Source organism: Streptomyces rapamycinicus NRRL 5491 (assembly GCF_024298965.1).
In the GTDB taxonomy this organism is placed as follows: domain Bacteria; phylum Actinomycetota; class Actinomycetes; order Streptomycetales; family Streptomycetaceae; genus Streptomyces; species Streptomyces rapamycinicus.
Window position 1 is genome coordinate 8,432,340 of the sequence record NZ_CP085193.1, and the last position, 22,204, is coordinate 8,454,543.

A 22,204-nucleotide genomic window follows, 5' to 3' on the forward strand; every position below is an offset into this window, starting at 1 on the left:
AACCTTACGGCGGCGGGCCCCGCGACGCCCGGGGGTCACGGGGGGTCACCGGGGCGTGGGCACCGGCTCCCGGGGGACGGCGGCGGGCTCGCGCGGGGGCTCGCCGGGGGCGAGGGCCTCGCGTGCGACGGCCTGGCGTACGGCGGTCTCCAGGGCGGCCTGGCGTATGACGGTCTCGCGTACGGCGGTCTGCGGTACGGCTACGGCGGCGTCGCGTACGGCGGACCCCCGTACGACCACGGTGTCCCCGCGTGCCCCCGCACCCGCCCCCGACCGCGGGGCCCGGGAGAGCAGGACCACGCCGCGGGCGGCCGCCGCCGCGCCCATGGCGGCCAGCGCCCAGCCGCCCGGCCCGCCCCGGAACCGCTCGTCCAGCAGCACGATCCCGATGGCGGCCGCCGCCACCGGGTTGGCCAGGGTCAGGGTGGCCAGGGGTGCGCCGAGGCCGCTGCCGTAGGCGCTCTGGGACAGCAGCAGACCGCTCACCGCGAAGACCGCGACCAGCACGGCCACGACCGCGGTCCGCCAGGACACCAGGGCCGCCTCGGGGGCGCGGGAGCCGGCGAGCGCCACCGTGAGGGTCTGGGTGAGCGCCGAGGCGACGCCGGAGGCGACCCCGGACCCGGTGGCGAACCGCAGGCCACGGCCCGGCGTTCCGCGCCCCCCGCGCCCCGGCCGGACGCACAGCCCGATGAACGCCAGCACGACGGCCGCGAGCCCGACCGCCTCCGGCAGGCTCAGCGTCTCGCGCGGGGTCTCACCGGCGGTGACCGGCAGCAGGGCGCCGAGGCCGAGCAGGGCGAGGACCACGCCCCGCCACTCGTCCCGGACCACCCGCCGCCCGGCGAGCCGAGCGCCCAGCGGGACGGCCGCCACCAGGGTCAGCGCGCCGAGCGGCTGGACCAGGGTGAGCGGTCCGTACCGCAGCGCGGCCACATGCAGCAGGGCACCGGTGGAGTTGAGGCCGACCGCTCTCCACCAGGCGCCGCGCAGCAGCAGCCGCGGCATGCGGTCCGGCCGCCCGCTCGCGGCCAGCCGCTCCTGGGCCACGGCCGCGGTCGCGTAGGCGACGGCCGAGGCGAGCGCGAGCGCGACGGCTATGACGGTCGGGTTCATCCACCGTGCCTTCCTCTGGGCACTGTCTGTCTGCCTGCCACCGGGGGCGCTATCGGCACACAAACGTATCGATACGAGAGTGTACCGGTGCGGTGCCGTATCGGTACAAGGGCGTATCGGTACGCGGATGTGTCGGTACACTGCGTGGTCGGGGAGGGAGCCGGAGTCCGGTGGACCGAGGAGGAGACCCGATGGCGACGCAGAGCCCGGAGACGGACGCGCCGCAGCGCCGTTCCAAGATCACCCCCGAGCGGGAGCAGGAGTTCTATCAGGCGGTCCTCGAACTGCTCCAGGAGGGCGGCTACGAGGCCCTCACCATCGAGGCGGTCGCCGCCCGCACCCGCGCCAGCCGCTCCACCCTCTACCGGCAGTGGTGCACCAAGCCCCAGCTCGTCGTCGCCGCGCTGCGCTCCTGCAAGCGCCCCTTCGCGCTGGAGGGCATCGACACCGGCTCCCTCGCGGGCGATCTGCGCGCCGTCGCGGAGGCGGTGGGCGAGGCGGGGGAGGTGTGCGGCGGTGACACCGCGCTGGTGTACGCGCTCGGGCACGCCGCGCTGCAGAACCCCGATCTGCTCCAGGCGCTGCGCGCCGCGCTGATCGAGCACGAGGTGAAGACGATCCAGACGATGGTCCGCCGGGGCGTGGAGCGCGGCGAGGTGGCCGCGGACAACCCCGCCCTCGAATTCGTCCCCACCCAGCTGATCGGCGCGATGCGGGTCCGCCACCTGCTCGAGGGCCGGGCCGCCGACCGCGCGTATCTGACCCGCTTCCTCGAGGCGTCGGTCTTCCCCGCGCTCGGGCTGGCTCCTTAGGGGTGCCCGGCGGTGCGCGTACGCCTGCGGCGGGCTGCTCCCCTCCCCGCCCCTTCCCGAAACTGGAGCTCCGCCCCAGCCCCCGCCGGGGCTCCGCCCCGGGCCCCGCTCCTCAAGCGCCGGAGGGGCTGGAAGGCGGGGCTCTGCCCCAGGCACTGGACCGGGGCTCCGTTCCTTCCCGCAGCACCGATTTGCGGCTTCGCCGCGCGTGGAGGGGCTCCGCCCCAGTCCCCGGGGTCCAGGGGCGAAGCCCGGTCTTCCAGCCCCTCCGGCGCTTGAGGAGCGGCGTCTGGGGCGGAGCCCCAGTTTCGGGAAGGGGCGGGTAGGGGAGCAGAACCGCCGGACACCCCGCAGGGCCCTCGGACCGGAACCGTAAGGCCGTCGGCCGGGTTGCCGGGCTCGTTCGCGGGCTGCGGGGCCGTCAGATGATGGGCGGGCGGCCCAGCCTGGTCATGTGCCATACCGTGCGCCAGCGCATCGGCCGGCGCCGTCCGCAGCTGGTGCGCAGGCCCTCCAGGAAGCCGCCCGCCCAGGCCCGCAGCCCGGTCAGGGAGCGGGTGCGGGCGAGCGTGAGCAGCGTCCAGGTGGCCAGGTAGAGCGGTGCCAGCGGCAGCGGCAGGTGGCGGCGGGCCAGCCAGACCCGGTTGCGGGCGGTCATCCGGTGGTAGACGGCGTGCCGGGCGGGGGAGGTCCGGGGGTGCTGGAGCAGCAGTTCGGGGGCGTAGACGACCTTCCAGCGCGCGTCGAGCGCCCGCCAGGCGAGGTCGGTCTCCTCATGGGTGAAGAAGAACGCGTCCGGCCAGCCGCCGATCTGCTCCAGCATCGCCATCGACAGGCCGTGGGCGCCGCCGAGGAAGGTGGTCACCTCGCCGCCGCGCATCGGGTCGGACGCGCGCAGCCGGGGCACGTGGCGGCGCTGGGTCTCGCCCGTCTCGTCGGCGATGCGGAAGCTCACGATGCCCAGGCGCGGATCCTCGGCGTACAGATCGCGCACCCGGCGGAAGACGTCGGCGTCCACCAGCAGCCCGTCGTCATCGAGGTCGACGACCACGTCCACGTCGCCGAACTCGCGCAGCCGCCGCCAGGCGACGTTGCGGCCGCCCGAGACCCCGAGGTTCTCGGTCAGCTCGACCGTGGTCACCTCGCCCGGGAACTCGGGGAACTCCGGGAGCGGGGAGCCGTTGCCGACGACCACGACGCGGGCCGGGGGCACGTCCTGCTTCGCGACCGACTCCAGCAGGGCGGCCACCTCTCTGGGCCGGTTGCCCATGGTCAGGATGGCGATACCCAGGCGTGGTTCGGGGGCGGCGGGCACGGTGGGACTCCAGAGTTCGGTTGCGATGCCCGCGATCGTAACCGTTCACTCAGAAAGACACTTCCGTACGGCTGATGTTCATCAAGGACTGAGCAACGAGCTTCCAAGACTGAGCAAAACAATCAGCCGTCGAGTGCGGCGAGCGCCTTCTTGGCCGCGTCGATGGCGCCCTTACGGATGTCATCGGAGCCGGCGGCCTTGTGGCTCTCGAAGTCGCCGCCGTTGTAGGTCACGGTGACCGTGGCGTTGTCCTGGTGGACCGTCACCACGGCCTCGCGTATGCCCTGGTCGTCGTCCTCGGTGGTCTTCTCGGTCACCGACGCGTCGTCGCCGAGGCCGGGCACCGCGCTGCCGCCCCCGCTCTTCTGCTTCCCCTGCTTCCCCGCGACGCTCTTGACGTCGTAGGCGATGTCCAGCCAGCGGTAGTCGAAGTCGTCCAGCGCGTGCCAGGAGCAGCCCGTACGGCGGTTGAGGTCGCTGGACTTCAGCTCGTTCCCGGCCGTTTTGGCGCCCGGCACCAGGTCCTTGATCATCGACTCCGGGAGGACCGTGCACGCCTCCTCGGGCGGCTTGGCGTAGCGCGGCGCGGCGGCGCCGGTCGCCGGGGCCGAGGTCTGCGGGGAGGGGCCCGCCGGGGTGGCGCTCGTGTCCGAGTCGTCCGACGTCGTCATGGCCACCCCCGCGGCGGCGAGGACGGCGACGGGCAGCAGACGGGCGACCAGGGTGAGCGGCAGAGAACGCACGGCGGTCTCTCTTCGTTCGGATGCCGGTGTGGGGCGATGGTGAGGCGGTGGTGGGGCAGCGGTGAAGGATGTGGCGCGGTGGGAGACGACCCTGCCATATCGAGCGGTCCTCGAACAGTCCGGGGGTGGGCGAGGGGGCGTCCGGGAACCGCTGTGCCGATGGGGTGAATTGCCCACATCCTCACATTATCTCCACAATCGGAGGGTTATCTACGACGGGTGACGTTCCCTCATCCGTCAGCCGCGGCCGATGTACGGCATCGCCGTCGCCATGACCGTCGCGAACTGCACATTCGCCTCCAGGGGCAGCGACGCCATATGCCGCACCGTCCGTGCCACGTCCGCGACGTCCATCACGGGCTCGGCCACCACCTCCCCGCTCGCCTGCGGCACACCGGCGGACATCCGTTCGGTCATCTCGGTCGCCGCGTTGCCGATGTCGATCTGCCCGCAGGCGATGCCGTACCGGCGCCCGTCCAGCGACAGCGACTTGGTGAGCCCCGTGATGGCGTGCTTGGTGGCCGTGTACGCCACGCTGTCCGGCCTGGGCACATGCGCCGAGAGCGAGCCGTTGTTGATGATCCGTCCGCCCCGGGGGTCCTGGTCCCGCATCAGCCGGAACGCCGCCTGTGCGCACAGGAACGCCCCCGTGAGGTTGGTGTCCACCACCGACCGCCAGTCCTCGTAGGCCAGATCCTCCAGCGGCACGCCGCGCGGGCCGAAGCTGCCCGCGTTGTTGAACAGCAGGTCCAGCCGTCCGAACCGCTCCCGCACCGCCGCGAAGAGCGCGTCCACCCGCTCCGGACTGGCCACATCCGTCGGCACCACCGGGGCCGGGGGGCCGCCACCGGCCAGCCGCGCCGTCTCGGCCAGGGCCTCCTCGCGGCGCCCGGCCAGCACCACCGACCAGCCCGCCTCGAGGAGTTCGAGCGCCACGGCCCGGCCGACCCCGGAGCCCGCGCCCGTCACCACCGCCACTTTCGACACCACCGACACACGTCCGTCGCTCATGGCGCCGCAGCGTACGCCACGTCAGTTCACCGTGCTGGTGCGCCGATTCGCCGTAAAGGTCCCTTCCGGCAACGGAACTCACCGAGCGGTCATATCGATGTCGTGTGCACGCAAACGCCCGGCCGTCCCCCGGCACTCCAATTCCTCTGACGCCACGAGCCAGGGGAGAGCACATGGCACACGACTCGCACCAGCGCGCCATACGAGCCGCGGCCGCAACGTTGGGACGCCGCCGCTTCCTCACCGTGACGGGAGCCGCCGCCGCGCTCGCCTTCACCACCAACCTGCCCAGCGCCCACGCCGCGCAGGTGTCGCCGCGCGCGCTCGCCGACAACCCGTTCACGCTCGGCGTGGCGTCCGGCGACCCGCTGCCCGACGCCGTCGTGCTGTGGACCAGGCTGGCGCCCCGCCCCTACGAGCCGGGCAACGGGCTGCCCGAAGAGGGCACCGTCAAGGTCGAGTGGGAGATCGCCCGCGACGAGAAGTTCAGCCGCGTCGCCCGCCGGGGGACCATCACCGCGCACGCCGAGTTCAACTACACGGTGCACGTGGACGCCAAGGGGCTCGAGCCGGGCCGCGTCTACTGGTACCGCTTCAAGGCCGGGAACTGGACCAGCCCGGTGGGCCGCACCCGCACCACCCCCGCCCTGGGCGCCAAGGTCCAGGAGGTCCGCTTCGGCCTGGTGTCCTGCCAGGCGTACCACGACGGCTACTTCACCGCCTACCGCCACCTGGCGGGGGAGGACCTGGACGCCGTCTTCCACGTGGGCGACTACCAGTACGAGTACGCGGTCAGCGCCGCGGGCGGCGCCCGCGGCTACACCGACCGCACCCTCCCCGCGCACTTCAACACCGAGACCATGACGCTCGGGGACTACCGACTGCGCTACGCGCTCTACAAGTCCGACGAGGACCTCCAGGCCGCCCACGCCGCCTTCCCCTGGTACGTCACCTGGGACGACCACGAGACCGAGAACAACTACGCGGGCGACATCGACGAGAACGGCAGCCCGTCGGACGAGTTCCTGATCCGCCGGGCCGCCGCCTACCGGGCGTACTGGGAGAACATGCCGCTGCGGATGCCGCAGCGGCCGAGCGGCGCCGACATGCGGCTCTACCGCCGCTTCCACTACGGCAAGCTGGCCCAGTTCGACATCCTCGACACCCGCCAGTACCGCTCCAACCAGGCGTACGGCGACGGCTGGCAGTACCCGGGCCCGGAGTCCGAGGACCCCTCGCGCACCCTCACCGGCGCCACCCAGGAGCGCTGGCTGCTCGACGGCTTCCAGCGCTCCACCGCCACCTGGAACGTGCTGCCGCAGCAGGTCACCTTCTCCCAGCGGAAGAACACCACGGCCGCGCGCTCCAAGCTCTCCATGGACTCCTGGGACGGCTACCCCGCCTCCCGGGAGCGGATCCTGGCCGGTGTCGAGAAGGCGGGCCTGGACAATTTCGTCGTCCTGACCGGCGATGTCCATGTGCACTACGCCTTCGACATCAAGAAGGACTTCGACGACCCGGGCTCCCGGACCCTGGGCGTGGAGTTCGTCGGCACCTCCGTCAGCAGCGGCAAGGACGGCGCCGACAAGCCCGACAACTGGGCCACCTACATGGCCGCCAACCCGCATATGAAGTTCTACAACGGCCGGCGCGGCTATGTGACGGTCTCGCTGGACGAGGAGCGGGCACGGGCCGACTACAAGACTGTCTCCGCGGTCACGACCCAGGGCGCGCCGCTCACCACGGCGGCGTCGCTCGTCAGCGAGGCCGGGAACCCCGGCCTGCAGCAGGTCTGACGGGCGGGCGGGCCCGGCGCGCACCCCATGCGCCGGGCCCGCCCCGCTCACGCCCCGCCCCGCTCACGCCCCGCCCCGCTCACGCCCCGCCCCGCTCACGCCCCGCCCCGCTCACGCCCCGCCCCGCCCACGCCTCGTCCGCGTCCCCGTCCGCTTCCGGATACCGCACCCCCAGCCGCTTCCGCGCCGCGTCCAGGGTCCGCATCACCGCCAGCGTGCCGTCCAGCGGCACCAGCGGGGACTCCGTCTCGCCCGCGCGCAGCGCGCGCATCACCTCCGCCGCCTCCCGCTGGTAGGAGCGCAGCCCGTCCACCGCCGTGATCTCCTCCGGATCCCGGCCGGGCCGGTGCAGTACGAAGCGCTCGGGCTGGAAGAAGCCGCGCGGGAACTCGATCCGCCCCGCCGTGCCCGTCACCGCCGCCGTCATCGGCGTATCGGCGGTGATCGAGCAGGACAGCAGCGCCACCGCCCCGCTGTCCCAGCCCAGCGCCAGGCCCGTGTTCACATCCACGCCCTCGGGGGAGAGCTGCCCCACCGCCCGCACCTCGTCCGGCTCGCCGAGCAGCAGCTGGGCGAAGGACACCGGATAGACGCCGAGGTCCAGCAGCGCGCCGCCGCCCAGCGCCGGATCGCGCAGCCGGTGCTCCGGGGGATACGGGCCGGGCAGCCCGAAGTCCGCGTGGACCGCCCGGACCTCGCCGATCGCGCCGTCGTGGATCAGCTCGGTCATCCGGCGGACGACCGGGTCGCAGTACGTCCACATCGCCTCCATCAGGAAGCGGCCCCGGGCCCGGGCGAGGTCCACCAGCTCCTGGGCCTCGCGGACATTGAGCGTGAACGGCTTCTCGCACAGCACCGCACGCCCCGCCTCCAGACACAGCCCGGCCGCCGCCCGATGGGCCGAGTGCGGGGTGGCGACATAGATCACATCGATGTCGTCATCGGCGGCCAGCTCCTCCCAGCCGCCGTAGGCACGGGATATCCCGAACCGCTCCGCGAACCGCTTCGCCGACTCAGGACGGCGCGAGCCGACCGCGATGACCTGCGCATCCGCCATCTCCAGCAGGTCCGTGGCGAACGAGGCGGCGATGCCACCGGTCGCCAGAATCCCCCACCGCACCGGCTCGGCCTTCGGTCCGGACATCCCCACCCCTGGCTTGTTCGGTGCTTATTCGGTCGTGAGCACTCCAATTCAGCTGAGAGCATAGACAACGATTCAACGACTCATGGAAGGTCAGCATGCAGCAGCCCGGCCAAACGGCCGCCGCTCCCTCCCGGGCTCACAGACCCGACCCCTCTTCTCCCTCCTCCGCCGCCGCGCCCCAGGTCACCGCCCCGCTGACCGCGCAGCGCCGTACGAGCCTCCTCGTCACCTTCGTCCTCGGCGGGCTCACCGCGCTCCCCGCCCTCTCGATGGACATGTACCTCCCGGCCCTGCCGGAGGTCACCGACGCGCTCCATAGCTCGGCCGCCACCGCCCAGCTCACCCTCACCGCCTGTCTGATGGGCATGGCGCTCGGCCAGCTCGTCGTCGGCCCGATGAGCGACAAGTGGGGCCGCCGCCGTCCCCTCCTCATCGGCATGGTGATCTACGTCATCGCCACCGCCATCTGCGCCTTCGCACCCACCGCCGGGCTGCTCATCGGGTTCCGGCTGCTCCAGGGGCTCGCCGGGTCGGCCGGGATCGTGATCGCCCGCGCCGTCGTCCGCGACCTGTACGACGGCATCGCGATGGCCCGCTTCTTCTCCACCCTCATGCTGATCTCCGGCGTCGCGCCCATCGCCGCGCCCGTCATCGGCGGGCAGATCCTGCGCTTCACCGACTGGCGCGGCGTCTTCGTCGTCCTCACCGTGATCGGCGCCCTGCTCACCCTCGTCGTCTGGCGCTTCCTGGGCGAGACCCTGCCCGCGGAGCGCCGCCAGGACGGCGGGCTCGGCCAGACGCTCCGTACGATGCGCGGGCTGCTCGCCGACCGCGTCTTCGCCGGATACATGCTCGCGGGCGGCTTCGCCTTCGCCGCCCTCTTCGCCTATGTCTCCGGTTCGTCCTTCGTCGTCCAGGAGATCTACGGCGCCTCCCCGCAGACCTTCAGCCTCCTCTTCGGGCTCAACTCGATCGGCCTCATCGGCATGGGCCAGATCAACGGCCGGGTGCTCGTCGGCCGAGTCAACATGGACAAGGTGCTGGCCGTGGCGCTGACGCTGATCGCCCTCGCGGCGACCGCGCTGCTGATCCTCTCCGCCGGGGTCTTCGGCAAGGCCGGTCTGGGGCCGGTCGCGGCCTGCCTGTTCGTGCTGATGTCGTCGATGGGTCTGGCCATGCCGAACACCAACGCCTCGGCGCTGATGCGCACCCCGCACGCCGCCGGTTCCGCCTCCGCGCTGCTGGGCACCTCCACCTTCCTGCTGGGCGCGGTCGCCTCCCCGCTGGTGGGGATCGCGGGCGAGACCACGGCGGTGCCGATGGCCGTCGTCCAGCTGTGCTGCGCGCTCGCGGCCATGGCCTGCTTCATGGGATTCTGCCGTCCGTGGCAGCGACGTACGAAGCACAGCGTGACCGTGGTCTGACCCGGCTGCTGGAGACCGTCAGGGCGCTTCCCGAGGGGGAGCGCCCTTGGTGTTCCGGGGCGGCGCTGGCCGCCGGGACCGGCTCCGGCCCGCTGGCCGAGGAGCCCTTCGGCTGGGCGGTGCGCCACGCGGCGTACGACGAGACCTCCGACCGGGGCGTGGAGCTGCCGCGCGAGCGGTGGGAGCCGGTGCGCCGCGACACCGTCTTCGACCTCGCCTCGCTCACCAAGCTGTTCACCACCATCGTGGCGCTGCGGGCCGTCGAACGCGGGCTGATCTCGCTGGACGGTCGGGTGGCCGGGTACGCCCCGGAGTGCACGGCCGCCGCCGAGCACGGCATCACCGTGCGGCAACTGCTCACCCACACCTCCGGGCTGATCCCCGAACTGCCGCTGTACGAGTACGAGTACGTGGAGGACGGGCGGGAGCGGGCGCTGGCCCGGCTCGCGGCCGAGCCGCCGGCCACCCCGCCCGGCACCGCCCGCCGCTACTCCGACCTCAACTTCCTGCTGCTCCAGCGCGTCCTGGAGCGGTCGGCGGGGCAGCCGCTGGACCAGCTCGTCCAGGAGACGGTCACCGGGCCGCTGGACATGACCGGCACCCGCTTCAACCCGCCCGCCTCCTGGCTCCCCCGGATCGCGGCCACCGAGGACCAGCGGCGGCCCTGGGGCAAGCTGGACCGGGGGATGCTGCGGGGCGTGGTGCACGACGAGAACGCCTGGGCGCTGGGTGGGGTCGCGGGGCACGCCGGGCTCTTCTCGACCGCCGGAGACCTGGCCGTGCTGTGCCGGACGCTGCTGGCCGGGGGCGGGCCCGCGCTGTCGTCGGAGTCCACCGAGCTGATGCTGACCGCGCCGGGGCTGGGCTTCGAGGTCGACCAGCCGTGGTTCATGGGGGAGTTGGCGGGGCGGGGCGCCGCGGGGCACACCGGGTTCACCGGGACCAGCCTGGTGGTGGACCGGGCCCGCGGGGCCTATCTGGTGCTGCTCGCCACCACTGTGCATCCGCGCCGCCGCCCCGGCGACAACGCGCCCCGAGCGGCGGCGGCCACGGCGCTGGCGCGCGCCTTGGGCTGAGGGTGCCGGCCCGAGCCCTTGGCTGAGGGTGCTGGCCCACGCCTCGGCCTGACAGCACTGGCCCGCGCCTCGGCCTGACAGCACTGGCCCGCGCCCTTGGCCGACCTGCCTCGGCCGGCCTGCTCTCACCAGCCGGTGATGTCAGGACAGTTGGCCTGATCCGTTCGCTTCGTTAGCCTGTGCAACTGCCGTGTACCCCCGGACGGCCGCGCTGCTCCACCGCCATGAGGAAGACCGCTGTGACGAACCTCCAGGACCCGCAGGACTCTCCGGCCCCTCAGGACTCACCGGGCGCGGAGGACGCGCCCGGCGACCCGGGCCCGGCGGCGCCGCCCCCCGGCTGCCCCGCCCACGCCGACCCCTCCCACACCGGCCCCGCACTGCTGTACGGGGAGCGGTACCTGCGGAATCCGGCCGAGAGCTACGAGCGGATGCGGCGCGACCACGGACAGGTCGCCCCGGTCCTGCTGGAGTCCGACGTCCCCGCCTGGCTCGTCCTCGGCTATCGCGAGATACGCCAGGTCGTCACCGACGTCCAGACCTACGGCCGCGACTCACGCCGCTGGAACCGCTGGGACGAGGTGCCGTCCGACTGGCCCCTCATGCCCTGGGTGGCCCACAGCCCCATGATCCACTTCACGGAGGGGGACGAGCACCGGCGGCGCTCGGCGGCCGTCAGCGACGCCCTCGCCTCCGTCGACCCCTTCGAACTGCGCCGGCACTGCGAGCGCTTCGCCGACTCGCTGATCGACAAGTTCGTCGGCAGCGGCAAGGCGGACCTGGTCTTCGACTACGTCTACTCGGTGCCCGCCCTCGCCATGGGCACGATGTACGGCCTGCCCGAGGACCAGCTGGAGTACATGGCGGAGGCGGTGACCGTCTCGCTGCTCTCCAACGACGAATCCATGGCCGCCCAGCAGCGCGCCGCCGAGGTGGTACAGCGGCTGGTGGCGGCCAAGCGCGAGGAGCCGGGCCCGGATGTCACCTCCCGGTACATCGAGAACTCCCCGGACCTCACCGACGAGCAACTCGTCGGCGACCTGATGGTGATGATCGCCGCGGGCATGCCCGCCACGTCCTACTGGATCGGCAACACCGTCCGGCTGATGCTCACCGACGACCGCTTCACCGTGACCCTCGCGGGCAACCGCCGCAGCATCGGCGAGGCCATGAACGAGGTGCTGTGGGCGGACTCCCCGCTCCAGAACGTCATCGGCCGCTTCGCCACCCGGGACACCACCCTCGGGGACCAGCGCATCCGCGCCGGTGACCTCCTCGTCCTCGGCTTCGCCGCCGCCAACGCGGACCCGCTGCTGTGGCCCGACTCCACGGTGGGCTACGCCGGGAACAACGCGTATGTGTCCTTCTCCGGTGGCGACTACGGTTGCCCGGCGCATGCGCCCGACCTGGGCAAGATCATCTCGGAGACGGCGATCGAGGTGCTGCTCGACCGGGTGCCGGACCTGGAGCTGGCCGTCGAGCCCGACGAGCTCCAGTGGATGGACTCCCTCTGGTACCGCTGCCTGGTCTCCCTCCCGGTCACCTTCACCCCCGCCCCGGCCGCGGGCTAGCCGGCGTCCGATCGGGAGCGCCACCGCCCCCGCATCGTGCTCGTTTGATGTCATCGGGGGTGGACCTCCGGGAGGCGCTGTTCTCCACCCCCGATTCCACCTCTGGGTCCAGGTGCGGAAGGGCGCCCGACAGCACGCTTGGGGGCATGACAACAACCGAGTGGATCACCGACATCGCCCTCATCCTTGTCGTCTTCCGGCAACTGCGGGAAGGCCGCCTGGACCTCAAATCCTTCCTCATCCCGCTGGGGATCGTGGCCTTCGTGGCCCATACGTACCTGGACGGCGTTCCCACCGCGGGCAACGATCTGGTGCTGGTGGGGGCACTGATGGCTGTGGGCGCCGTGCTCGGCGTCGCCGGTGGTGTGTACACCCGGGTCCGGGCACTCGACGGACACATCCTGGTCAAGGCCGGTGCGGTCTCGGCGGTTCTCTGGGTGCTGGGCATGGGCGCGCGCATGGGATTCCAGCTGTGGGTCGAGCACGGCGGTGGCGCCGACGACGTGGCCCGGTTCAGCGTCGCCCACCACATCACGGGCGACCAGGCATGGGTGGCGGCGTTCGTCCTGATGGCTCTCACCGAGGTGGTCACGCGGCTGGCCACGATCTTCCTGCGCGGCCGGCTGGTGCCCCGCGAGCAGCAGGCACCGGCGGCGAACCACCTCCTGGCCCGGCCGTGAGCTATGGTCTGGCCGTGCCCGCAGCCGAGCCCGCGTCCTCCCCCGCGTCGGTGCCACCCCACCGGGTCGAACCGCGGTCGATGCCGGGACGGGACCCCCGTATGCAGTGGGTGCTGACCCTGGCCGTCATCGGCGCCGGGATCCTGACGATCCGGCCGATGGGTTTCAGCGGGTGGGGGCTGGCGGTCGCCGTGCTCTTCGTGCTCAACTGCCTGGCGCTGCTGGCCCGAGGGCTGCCCGAGGCCAGGGTCACGGAGCGGGTCGCCGTCGTCTGGCTGTCTCTCGGGATCGTCGCGTCGGCCGCACTGATCGCCACCGGCCGCGGCGGATCGACCTACCTCTTCGCCTTCTTCCTCGCCGGACACGTCGGATACCGGCTCCGGACCAGACCGGCCGTCGTCCTCGCGCTGTCCTGCAGCCTGCTGTGCGGCGCCGTCCTGTACTTCCATCTCGGGCCCGGTCACCACCTGGTGCCCTGGGAAATCGGCCTGGCCACCGGCGTCCCGGTCCTGGTCGGGATCGCCAACCGCAGTCATCACCAGGCCGTGCGGTCGGCGCTCTCGGCGGCGGAGTCCGCCGAGAGCGCCGCCCGAGCGGAGGCCCAGGCGGCGGTGCTGACCGAGCGCAGCCGGATCGCCCGGGACGTGCACGACGTCCTGGCGCATTCGCTGGCCGGGATCAACATGCAGCTGGAACTGGCCGACGCGCTGCTCGACACCGGTGACCTGGAGAAGGTGCGAGAGGCCAACGGCAAGGCCCACAGCCTGGTCAAGGAGAGCCTGAAGCAGGCGCAGTGGACCGTGCACACCCTCCGCGAGGACTCCCTGCCGCTGCTGGAGAGCCTGACCGCGATGCTGGCGTCGTCCGGCCACCGCGACGCCCTCACCGTCACCGGGACCGTCCGGGAGGTGCCGGCGCAGGTGACCCAGAACCTCCTGCGGATCGCCCAGGAGGCGCTGACCAACGCGGCCCGGCACGCGCCCGGCGGCGATGTCGGCGTGGAGCTGACGTTCGCCGCCTCGTCGACGACACTGAGGATCCGCAACCGTGCCGCCACCCGCCCGGTGGACGCGGGCGTCGGCAGCGGGATGGGACTGATCGGGATGCGTGAACGGGTGGCCCTGCTGAACGGAACCCTCACCACGGGCCCGGTCACCGAGGAACCCGACCAGGGCGGCTGGCAAGTGGAGGCAGTGATCCCGCAATGACCGAACCCTTCGGAGACAGCCGGACGTTGAGGGTGGTCGTCGCCGATGACCAGGCCGCCGTCCGGGAGCCGCTCGCCGCGGTGTTGGGACTCTCCGCGGACATCGAGGTCGTCGCCGCGGCGGCGGACGGGAGCGAGGTCCTGACCGCGGTCGCCGCCGGGCCGGTGGACGTGGTGCTGATGGATCTGAGAATGCCCGTACTCGACGGGACCGAGGCGACCCGCAGGCTGAGCGAGGAACACCCCGAGGTGGCCGTCGTCGTCCTCACCACTTTCGCCGACGACGACTCGATCCTGGCCGCGCTGAGCGCGGGCGCCCGCGGTTACCTGACGAAGAACGCGGGACGCCAGGACATCGTCCGGGCGATCCGGGCCGCCGCCGCGGGCCAGTCCGTACTCGACCGGGAGGTCCAGGACCGGCTGCTGGCCACCGTCCGCGGCAAGCCCACGGCTGCCGGAAGCGCGCTCCCCGCGGACCTCACCCCCCGCGAACGCGAAGTGCTGGCCGCGATCGGGCAGGGTCTGCCGAACCGGGCCATCGCCGAGAAGCTCTTCATCAGCGAGGCCACGGTCAAGACCCACATCAACAACCTGTTCGCCAAGGCGGACATCCGCGACCGGGCCGACGCCGTGCGCCGCGCCATCGCGGCCGGCCTCGCCTGACCCGCCACGACCGGCTCCGCCGCGTTGGGCGCGAACGGCCACGACGGTGGCGCGGGCGAGCGACGGCAGGTCAGGGCATCCAGCGGAGCGCTTAGTGGCGAGGCTCCTCCTCGGGGGGCCAGACATCGCCCCAGGACACATCGCGGGCGGCCCGGTACAGCGGCCCCTGACGCTTGGTCACCGTGGTACGCCCCAGCCCCTCCTCGGGCGCGCACAGGTCCAGCAGCACCTGACCCTTGCGGATCTGCGGGCGGCGCACCACCCGCGCCCCGGCGGGCGTCGCGTCGAACCGTACGGCCGCGACATAGCTGAACTTCTCGTCCTCGTACGGCAGCGAACCGCCCTTGACCCGCCGGTGGAGGGAGGAGCGGCGGACCCGGGTGGCGAAGTGGCACCAGTCGGTGCCGGGCTCGATCGGGCAGGACGCGCCGTGCGGGCAGGGGGCGACGATCCGCAGCCCGGCCGCCAGCAGCCGGTCCCGGGCCTCGCGGATCCGCAGATAGCCGTCCGGGGTGCCCGGCTCGATCAGCGCCACGGCCTGCGCCGCGCGCGCCGCCTCGGCCACGACGGCGTGCCGGTCGGCCTCGGCCAGTTCGCCCAGTACGTAGCTGACGGTGACCAGGTCGGTCCCGTCCGGCAGCGCGAGGCCGTCGCCGATGGCCCGGCGCTGCCAGCGGGCGGTGCGCAGCGCCTCGGAGGGCGCCTGCCGGGCCAGTTCGCGGCCGAGGGTCAGCGCGGGCTCGGCCCAGTCCAGGACCGTGGTGCTGTGCCCGGCCCCCGGCCAGGCGGCGGCCACGGCCCAACTGGCCGCGCCCGTACCGCCGCCGATGTCGATGTGCGTGGCCGGGGCCCAGCCGGGCGTACGGGCGCGGAAGGCGTCGAGGGCGGCGCGCACGGCCTCGAAGGTCGCGGGCATCCGGTACGCGGCGTACGCGGCGACGTCGGAGCGGTCGCGCAGCACGGGCGCGTCGGTCGGGGTGCGCCCCCGGTAGTGGCCGATCAGCCGGTCGACCGCCTGGGCCGCCTGGCGGGGCGGCAGACCGTCGAGGAGTCCGGCGAGCGCGGTGTGGGGCGTCTCGTCGGCGAGGGCGGCGTCGGGGGCGTGCATTCGGGGGATTCTACCGGCGGGAGGTAACCGTCCTCGCCGCCCGGGCGGAGGGTCGGTCAGGGGCCGGGCCACCCCCGCCGTCCGGGCCGGACCGCTGGTCGGCCACCGCTGGTCGGACCCGCTCACGGCCCGCTCGCCCGCCACCGCCCGCCGTCGGTCACCCCCCGCCGTGCGCCCGCGGCATTCGTACGGGCGTGGAGATCAGCCGTCCCGGCGCGTCCGTGATGATGCCGTCGCAGCCGAGCCGCAGCATCCGGTCCCGCTGTGCCGGGGTGTCCACGGTGTGCGCCCATACTCGCGGTATCCCGGAGGCGACGGCCCGTCGTACGTCCTTGTCGCGTGCCCGGTAGTCGACGTCCAGCAGATCGACGACGCCGCGCCAGTCGCGCGGGGTGTCGGTGCGCATCTGCCGGGCGGACCGCCACAGCTGGGTCAGCAGCCCCTTGCGGTGGGCCTCGCGGGCCACCTCGGGGCGGTTGCTGTTGACGTAGACGGAGTGGATCAGCCCCCGGTCGCGGATCATCTTCGCCAGCCGCGGCAGGCTTTCCGGGTCCTTGGCCTCCACCATCAAGGTGATCCGACCGCCGAACCGGTCCAGCACCTCGGCGACGGTCGGCGGCCGCTCGGGCCGCCAGGTGCCGCGCAGGGAGGGGTCGGGGCGCAGCCGGACGTCGCGCCACTGGGCGGTGGTCAGGGCCCGTACGGGCCCGGTCCGGTCGGTCGTGCGGTCCAGCGTCGCGTCGTGCATCACCACGAGCGTGCCGTCCCCGAGCAGGCGGCTGTCGAAGTCCAGGACCTGGGCGTCGTGCCTGCTGAAGGCGCTGGCCAGCCCGGACATGCTGTTCTCCGGCACTTCCAGGGCGCCGCCGCGGTGCGCGGTGTAGACGACGGCGGGCTTCCGGGACGACGGCGTCGTGAGCGCGGGCTGGAGGCCGAGGCGCGCCGGTTCGGCGGCCGGAAGTATTTCGGCGGCCGGGGGTATGAGGCGTCGTACGGACGGACGAGCGGTGGGGTGGGCCGCGACGGCCGCCGGTATGGAGAGGCCGAGCACCACGACGGCGGTCAGAAAATGCCTGCTGATCATAAACGGAACGCTAGGGGCGTGACATCCGTTATGCCCTGATATCGGCACCCGGTCGGGGTGCTCTCACCCACCCCGGATGCGGACACCGGCCACTTCCGGAGCAGGATGGTGGCAGCATTGATCGGGTACCGGCGGTACCGCCGGTACGGGCGGTGAAGCGAGGCGGTAGATGGAACGCATGGGCAGGTTCTCCCAGTGGCTGCGTCGGCCGAGGAGCGGAGCGGGCGGCGACCAGGGCACGGGAGCGGGCGCCGCGGGCGTCCGCGAGGACCTGCTCATGGCCGCCGCGGCGGCGGGATTCCCGCTCGCGCCGGCCGCGTACCCCTCCGGCTACGGCTGTTCCTGTGACCGCATCGGCTGTCCCACCCCGGCCCGCCACCCCGTCTCGTTCGCCTGGCAGACCCAGGCGACGACGGACCCGGACAAGGTCGCGCAGTGGCTGCGCGCCGATCCGCAGGCCAACTTCATCACCGCCACCGGCATCATCCACGATGTGCTCGACGTGCCCGCGGACGCGGGGCGGCTGGCCCTCGAGCGGCTGGGCGCGGCCGAGGTCGAGGTCGGGCCCGTGGCCACGAGCAGCGGCGATCTCCAGCAGGGCCGGATGCTCTTCTTCGCGGCCACGCGGGGTACGCCCGACGACGAGGACGAGTGGTGGCCGTGTGAGCTGGACTGCCATCCGGAGACGATGGATGAGCATCCGGGGCTGCGGTGGCACTGCCGGGGGAGCTATGTGCTGGTGCCGCCCGCGAGGTTGCCGGGGGACGGGCATGTGGGGTGGGTGCTCGGGCCGGAGCGGCCGCTGCCGGATCCGCTGACGCTGCTGGAGGCGCTCACCGATGCGTGTGCCCGCTTCGCGGGCTCGGATCAGGATCAGGCTGCTGCTTGGCCGCTGGGGCGGTAGGGCGGTCGCGTCTCGGGGTTTCGTTGCCGGGTGCGGGCCGGTGGGTGGGTTGTGCCCACCCGTCCCTCCCCCAGCTACCGCTGGGAGGTGCCCCCTCCGCGGGACGATTGCCCACAACTAGCCTCATTCGCCCTTCGCGGCGGTTACGCCCTCCAGGCGGTTGAGGAAGACCACCTTCGGGTCTGCCGCGTCCTTCGCGGGGACCCGTACCGCCGACTCCGCGATGCGGGTCAGCGTCACCGCCCTCTTGGCCTCCCCCGTCATCAGCGCCTTGATCTGCGGATCCGGGTTGGGCCGGAACCCCTTCGCCATGGTCTGCTTCTGCCGGTGGTGCGAGGTGAAGAACACGATCGCCCCGCCGTCCGAGGTGCGCAGCCCCACCGGGGCGTCCTGTGCGCCCTGCGCCGGGCTGTCGATGTACTCGGTCCAGAACTTCGGCGTGCGCAGGTACTTCTTCCGGGTGTCCCGCAGCCCCGACGTGGACTGCCCGTCGGCGAAGACCGAGCCCTTGCCCGTCATCAGGTAGTCGGCGTACTCCGCGCTCAGCTTGTCCGGCCGGGTGGCCAGCTTCGGGGCCGGTCCCGCGGCCCGGACCGGCTTGGCCCAGCCGTCCTTGTCGGTCGCGAAGTCCGGCACCTCGTCCTGGCTGAGGATCGACAGATACGCGGCCTTCCACGGCTCGTCGGCACCGCCACGGGTGAAGACGAACAGCCAGCGGTTGTCGTCGCGGTTGCTGTCGGTGTCCGCGACGAAGAACTTCGGCCAGCCCACCTGCCTGGGGATGCGGTAGGTGACGTCGGACAGCTCCAGCGACGGGTACTTGGGGTTGCCGTCGGGCGAGCTCGCGTGCTGGGCCTTGAGGTCGGCCGTGGTGATGGCCTCGAGCGGGCCCGTCTCCACCTTGCTCGCCAGCGCCGGATCCAGCTCCCGGTACGCCTTGTTGTACGTGTCGGTGAACCGCTCGAGCGCCTTGGGCGCCTCAGCCTTGTCCACCGACGGAATGTTCTCCCGCTCGCCGTGCACCGTCATGCACCCCGTGAGCGTCATCCCCAGCGTCAGTACCACCGCTGCGGTCGGAACTGCCAGCTGCCGACGGGGCGACCTGCGTGTCATGGGGCTCCGGCTCCCGATTCGTGGGGGCTGCTGTGGACGGCGACACCCTACCCGGGCGGAGGAACAGCGCGAGCGTGGGGACCAGGTAGAGCGCCCACATCCACACCTGGAGCCAGGTCGGGTCCGGCTGGAAGTTGAAGACGCCCTTGAGCACCGTGCCGTACCAGGAGTCCGGCGCGATGGTGGAGCTGATGTCGAAGGCCAGCGAGTGCAGCCCGGGCAGCCAGTCGGCCTCCTGGAGGTCGTGGAACCCGTACGCGAGCACCCCCGCCGCCACCACGACCAGCATCGCGCCGGTCCAGGTGAAGAACTTCGCCAGGTTGATCCGGAGCGCGCCCCGGTAGAACAGCCAGCCCAGCACCACGGCGGTGACCAGGCCCAGGACCACGCCGATCAGCGGGTCCGCCGTACCGTCGTTGCTCGCCCGCACCGCCGTCCACACGAACAGCGCGGTCTCCAGACCCTCCCGGCCGACCGCGAGGAAGGCCGTGGCCACCAGCGCCCCGGTGCCCATCGCGAGCGCCGCGTCCAGCTTGCTGTGCAGCTCGGACCTCAGATGGCGGGCGGTGCGCCGCATCCAGAACACCATCCAGGTCACCAGGCCCACCGACAGGATCGACAGCGAGCCGCCCAGCGCCTCCTGCGCCTCGAAGGTCAGCTCCTGCGAGCCGAACTCCAGCGCCGCGCCGAAGGACATGCTCAGGACCACCGCGGCGGCGATGCCGAGCCACACCGGGCGCAGCGCCTCCCGGCGCCCGGTCTTGACCAGATAGGCGACCAGGATGCAGACCACCAGGCTGGCTTCGAGTCCTTCGCGCAGACCGATCAGGTAATTGCCGAACACGAGGTTCGCCTTCCTTTTCCTTGTCGGGGGTTCCTGGAGGAGGTGGTCGAGGATTTCTGGGGGAGTCCGTCAGGAGAACAGCGCCCGGCCCCACCAGTCGTCCGCGTCCCGGACGCCCGGCGGGACGGCGAAGAGCGCCGAACCCACGTGCTGGATGTACTCGTTGAGCGCGTCGGTCCGCGCCAGCCGCCGCTGTACGGGCACGAATCCGTCCCGTACGTCGTGCTGGTAGGCGAGGAAGAACAGCCCCGCGTCCAGCCGCCCCAGACCGTCCGTGCCATCGGTGAAGGAGTAGCCGCGGCGCAGGATCCGGGCCCCGCCGTTGGAGTCCGGATGCGCCAGCCGGACATGCGCGGTGGGCAGCATCGCCTTCAGATTCGGCGCGTCGTGCTCGCGCTGCCTGCCCTGTGGCGCGCCTTCGCCCTTGTCCCGGCCGAAGACGTCCTCCTGCTCCTTGAGCGAGGTGCGGTCCCAGGTCTCGATGTGCATCCGGATGCGGCGCGCCACCAGGTACGAGCCGCCGGCCAGCCACGCCGGGCCCGCCTTCCCGCTCACCCACACATGCTTGTCCAGGGCGGCGGAGTCGGTGCCCGCGATGTTCCGCGTGCCGTCCTTGAAGCCCATCATGTTGCGCGGGGTCTGGGCGTCCGGCGTGGTCGAGGAGGTCTTGCCGAAGCCCAGCTGCGACCAGCGGATGGCCACCTTGCCCATGCCGATGCGGGCCAGGTTGCGGATGGCGTGCACGGCCACCTGCGGATCGTCCGCGCACGCCTGTACGCACAGATCGCCGTCGCTGCGCGCCGGGTCGAGGTTGTCGCCGGGGAAGGCGGGCAGGTCGATCAGCGCCTCGGGGCGGCGGTCGGCGATGCCGAAGCGGTCCTTGCCCTTCTTGTCCGTAAACAGCGTGGGCCCGAAGCCGATGGTGAGGGTGAGCCGGGACGCCTTGAGGCCCAGTGCCTCGCCGGTGTCGTCCGGCGGGGCCTCCGCCAGATCGCTCACCGCGCCGCCGCCGACCGCGTGCCCCTGCGTCATCCGGGTCGCCGCCTTCGTCCACTCCTTCAGCAGCGCGATCAGCTCGGCGCGGTCGTCGGTGGTGACGTCGAACGCCGCGAAGTGCAGCCGGTCCTGTACCGCGGTGGCGATCCCCGCCTGGTGCGCCCCGTGGAAGGGCACCGCGGCGCCGCTGTCGGCGACCGCCTGGGTGTCGTCCGCGTCGCCGCTGAGCGCGGCCGCCGCGCCCCCGGCTGCCGCGGCGCCGAGCGCGAGCCCGGCGCCGCCCCAGCCGATCAGCGCCCGGCGCGAGGGAGCCGTGTTGGCCTCGTCGGTCATGTCCGGCTCCCTCACTTGGTGACGACGGCGGCGGCGAGCCGGGAGAGCGGCTCGGCGAGCGCGTTGACCGCGTCGGACAGCTTCTTGCGCTGGGACTCCGAGACGGTGTCGTACGACACGAAGCCATCGCCCTCGCGGTACTGGTCCAGCAGCTTTCCGACGGCCGCGAACTGCTTGTCGAGCTCCTTGGCCAGCTCCGGGTCGTTCTTGGCCGCCACAGGCTTCAGCAGCTTGTACGAGGTCTCGGCGCCCTCGACGTTGCCCTCGAAGTCCACCAGGTCGGTGTGGCTGTAGCGCTCCTCCTCACCGGTGACCTTGCCGGTCTGCACCTCGTCCAGCAGCTCCTTGGCGCCGTTGGCCATTCCGGTGGGGGTGATGTCGGCGGTGCCGACGCGCTTCTGCCAGTCCTTCAGGTCCTTGATGAGCTGGTCGGCGAGGTCATGGTCGGCCGCGGTGATCTTCTTGGTCTGCCACAGCGACTTCTCCAGCCGGTGCCAGCCGGTCCACTTCTGGCCCTTCTCCAGGCCGTCCTCGCGCACATCCACCTTGGGGTCGATATCGCCGAAGGACTCGGCTACCGGCTCGGTGCGCTCCCAGCCGATGCGCGAGGGGGCGTAGAGCTTCTTGGCACCCTCGAGGTCGTCCTTCTTGACCGCGTCGGCGAACTTCTGGACCGCGGGCAGCGTGTCGTCGGCCTGCTTCTGGGCGTACGTCCGGTACGCGGCCACCGCCTTGTCCAGCTTCGGATCGCGCTTGGCCGGATTGCCCTTGCCGGTGGCGGACACCTTCTGGCGGATGCCGTGGCCCTTCATCCCGGGCTTGCAGGCGATCTCGTAGGAACCGGTCTTGACCTCGGCGTTGATCGAGGCGCTGGTGCCGGGGCCGATGTTCTCCCGCTCGGTGACGATCCGGTCGCCCGGGGCGTAGACATAGACCTCGGTGACCTTGGAGCCCTTGTTCTCCACCGCGAACTTCACATGTCCGGCGGGGAAGGAGGTCTTGGAGACCTCGCACGCGCTGTCGGAGGCGGTGACCTGGATGGCGTCGGAGTCCTTGGCGTCGGACTTCTGGGCGCATCCGGCGACGGCGGTGATCGTCGTCAGTGCCGATATCGCGGCGACAACGGAGGTGCGAGCGGCTCGCATACGGGCTCCAGACGGAATCAGGGCAGGGCGGGCGGGACGGGCGTAAGACGGTCGGATAAGGCTGGCCTAACTTAACTGAGCCTTGCCTGTGTGGATCCTGTGTAAGGTCAAGGAGTGCT

At 72.3% G+C, this 22,204-nt stretch carries 20 protein-coding genes; 9 read left to right on the forward strand and 11 right to left on the reverse strand.

What is annotated here, in order from left to right:
• Nucleotides 1-45 precede the first annotated feature (45 nt).
• The gene (locus tag LIV37_RS35360) at nt 46-1,116 is read right to left on the reverse strand and encodes a DMT family transporter (RefSeq protein ID WP_020871864.1); all 1,071 of its coding nucleotides are present in this window, start codon (nt 1,114-1,116) and stop codon (nt 46-48) included.
• Nucleotides 1,117-1,307: 191 nt separating this feature from the next.
• Here LIV37_RS35360 and LIV37_RS35365 point away from each other — a divergent pair, with 191 nt between their 5' ends.
• The gene (locus tag LIV37_RS35365; protein WP_020871865.1) at nt 1,308-1,928 is read left to right on the forward strand and encodes a TetR/AcrR family transcriptional regulator; all 621 of its coding nucleotides are present in this window, start codon (nt 1,308-1,310) and stop codon (nt 1,926-1,928) included.
• 421 nt (nt 1,929-2,349) lie between these two features.
• Here LIV37_RS35365 and LIV37_RS35370 read toward each other — a convergent pair whose 3' ends face one another.
• The 3 genes from LIV37_RS35370 to LIV37_RS35380 form a co-directional block, all read right to left on the reverse strand.
• Complete coding sequence (locus tag LIV37_RS35370) at nt 2,350-3,198, reverse strand: glycosyltransferase family 2 protein (RefSeq protein ID WP_121825076.1); 849 nt, start codon at nt 3,196-3,198, stop codon at nt 2,350-2,352.
• Between the two features lie 167 nt (nt 3,199-3,365).
• Complete coding sequence (locus LIV37_RS35375) at nt 3,366-3,986, reverse strand: hypothetical protein (protein ID WP_020871867.1); 621 nt, start codon at nt 3,984-3,986, stop codon at nt 3,366-3,368.
• 237 nt (nt 3,987-4,223) lie between these two features.
• Nucleotides 4,224-4,997 carry an SDR family oxidoreductase gene (locus tag LIV37_RS35380; protein WP_121824125.1) on the reverse strand — a complete coding sequence of 258 codons (774 nt, stop codon included), beginning with the start codon at nt 4,995-4,997 and terminating at the stop codon, nt 4,224-4,226.
• Between the two features lie 173 nt (nt 4,998-5,170).
• Here LIV37_RS35380 and LIV37_RS35385 point away from each other — a divergent pair, with 173 nt between their 5' ends.
• Nucleotides 5,171-6,793, forward strand: coding sequence for an alkaline phosphatase D family protein (locus LIV37_RS35385; RefSeq protein WP_020871869.1), 1,623 nt, complete (start codon nt 5,171-5,173; stop codon nt 6,791-6,793).
• A 79-nt stretch (nt 6,794-6,872) separates the two neighbouring features.
• Here the strand turns inward: LIV37_RS35385 and LIV37_RS35390 are convergent, their stop codons facing one another.
• The gene (locus LIV37_RS35390; protein WP_121824124.1) at nt 6,873-7,937 is read right to left on the reverse strand and encodes a Gfo/Idh/MocA family protein; all 1,065 of its coding nucleotides are present in this window, start codon (nt 7,935-7,937) and stop codon (nt 6,873-6,875) included.
• Nucleotides 7,938-8,032: 95 nt separating this feature from the next.
• On the opposite strand from LIV37_RS35390, the gene LIV37_RS35395 reads away from it, so the two are divergent.
• The 6 genes from LIV37_RS35395 (at nt 8,033) to LIV37_RS35420 (ending at nt 14,558) form a co-directional block, all read left to right on the forward strand.
• Nucleotides 8,033-9,361: a multidrug effflux MFS transporter gene (locus LIV37_RS35395; RefSeq protein ID WP_020871871.1), complete on the forward strand. Its 1,329-nt coding sequence runs from the start codon at nt 8,033-8,035 to the stop codon at nt 9,359-9,361.
• Complete coding sequence (locus LIV37_RS35400; protein WP_020871872.1) at nt 9,322-10,437, forward strand: serine hydrolase domain-containing protein; 1,116 nt, start codon at nt 9,322-9,324, stop codon at nt 10,435-10,437. The genes LIV37_RS35395 and LIV37_RS35400 overlap by 40 nt, the downstream gene beginning before the upstream one ends.
• Nucleotides 10,438-10,676: 239 nt before the next feature.
• The gene (locus tag LIV37_RS35405) at nt 10,677-12,008 is read left to right on the forward strand and encodes a cytochrome P450 (RefSeq protein ID WP_020871873.1); all 1,332 of its coding nucleotides are present in this window, start codon (nt 10,677-10,679) and stop codon (nt 12,006-12,008) included.
• A 146-nt stretch (nt 12,009-12,154) separates the two neighbouring features.
• Nucleotides 12,155-12,688, forward strand: a complete 534-nt coding sequence (locus LIV37_RS35410) for a hypothetical protein (RefSeq protein ID WP_020871874.1) — start codon at nt 12,155-12,157, stop codon at nt 12,686-12,688.
• Nucleotides 12,689-12,789: 101 nt separating this feature from the next.
• A complete protein-coding gene (locus LIV37_RS35415; protein ID WP_020871875.1) occupies nt 12,790-13,896 on the forward strand; it encodes a sensor histidine kinase in 1,107 nt (368 codons plus the stop codon).
• On the forward strand, nt 13,893-14,558 hold the full coding sequence (locus LIV37_RS35420; RefSeq protein WP_020871876.1) for a response regulator transcription factor: 666 nt from the start codon (nt 13,893-13,895) through the stop codon (nt 14,556-14,558). The genes LIV37_RS35415 and LIV37_RS35420 overlap by 4 nt, the downstream gene beginning before the upstream one ends.
• Nucleotides 14,559-14,649: 91 nt before the next feature.
• Here LIV37_RS35420 and LIV37_RS35425 read toward each other — a convergent pair whose 3' ends face one another.
• Entirely contained in the window at nt 14,650-15,666 is a 1,017-nt protein-coding gene (locus LIV37_RS35425; RefSeq protein WP_020871877.1) for a small ribosomal subunit Rsm22 family protein, read from the reverse strand.
• Nucleotides 15,667-15,823: 157 nt separating this feature from the next.
• Nucleotides 15,824-16,750 (reverse strand): glycerophosphodiester phosphodiesterase, encoded by a 927-nt coding sequence (locus LIV37_RS35430; protein ID WP_020871878.1) that lies wholly within the window; start codon nt 16,748-16,750, stop codon nt 15,824-15,826.
• 169 nt (nt 16,751-16,919) lie between these two features.
• On the opposite strand from LIV37_RS35430, the gene LIV37_RS35435 reads away from it, so the two are divergent.
• Nucleotides 16,920-17,654 carry a bifunctional DNA primase/polymerase gene (locus tag LIV37_RS35435; protein WP_121824123.1) on the forward strand — a complete coding sequence of 245 codons (735 nt, stop codon included), beginning with the start codon at nt 16,920-16,922 and terminating at the stop codon, nt 17,652-17,654.
• A gap of 123 nt (nt 17,655-17,777) precedes the next feature.
• On the opposite strand, the gene LIV37_RS35440 is transcribed toward LIV37_RS35435, so the two are convergent.
• The 4 genes from LIV37_RS35440 to efeO all read right to left on the reverse strand — a co-directional run bounded on the left by LIV37_RS35440 (nt 17,778) and on the right by efeO (nt 22,085).
• Entirely contained in the window at nt 17,778-18,701 is a 924-nt protein-coding gene (locus LIV37_RS35440) for an SCO2278 family lipoprotein (RefSeq protein ID WP_476718415.1), read from the reverse strand.
• Nucleotides 18,634-19,611 carry an iron uptake transporter permease EfeU gene (gene efeU, locus LIV37_RS35445; RefSeq protein ID WP_020871881.1) on the reverse strand — a complete coding sequence of 326 codons (978 nt, stop codon included), beginning with the start codon at nt 19,609-19,611 and terminating at the stop codon, nt 18,634-18,636. Before efeU ends, LIV37_RS35440 begins: the two co-directional genes overlap by 68 nt.
• A 69-nt stretch (nt 19,612-19,680) precedes the next feature.
• Nucleotides 19,681-20,940 (reverse strand): iron uptake transporter deferrochelatase/peroxidase subunit, encoded by a 1,260-nt coding sequence (gene efeB, locus LIV37_RS35450; protein ID WP_020871882.1) that lies wholly within the window; start codon nt 20,938-20,940, stop codon nt 19,681-19,683.
• Nucleotides 20,941-20,951: 11 nt separating this feature from the next.
• The gene (gene efeO, locus LIV37_RS35455) at nt 20,952-22,085 is read right to left on the reverse strand and encodes an iron uptake system protein EfeO (RefSeq protein WP_020871883.1); all 1,134 of its coding nucleotides are present in this window, start codon (nt 22,083-22,085) and stop codon (nt 20,952-20,954) included.
• Nucleotides 22,086-22,204: the final 119 nt, after the last annotated feature.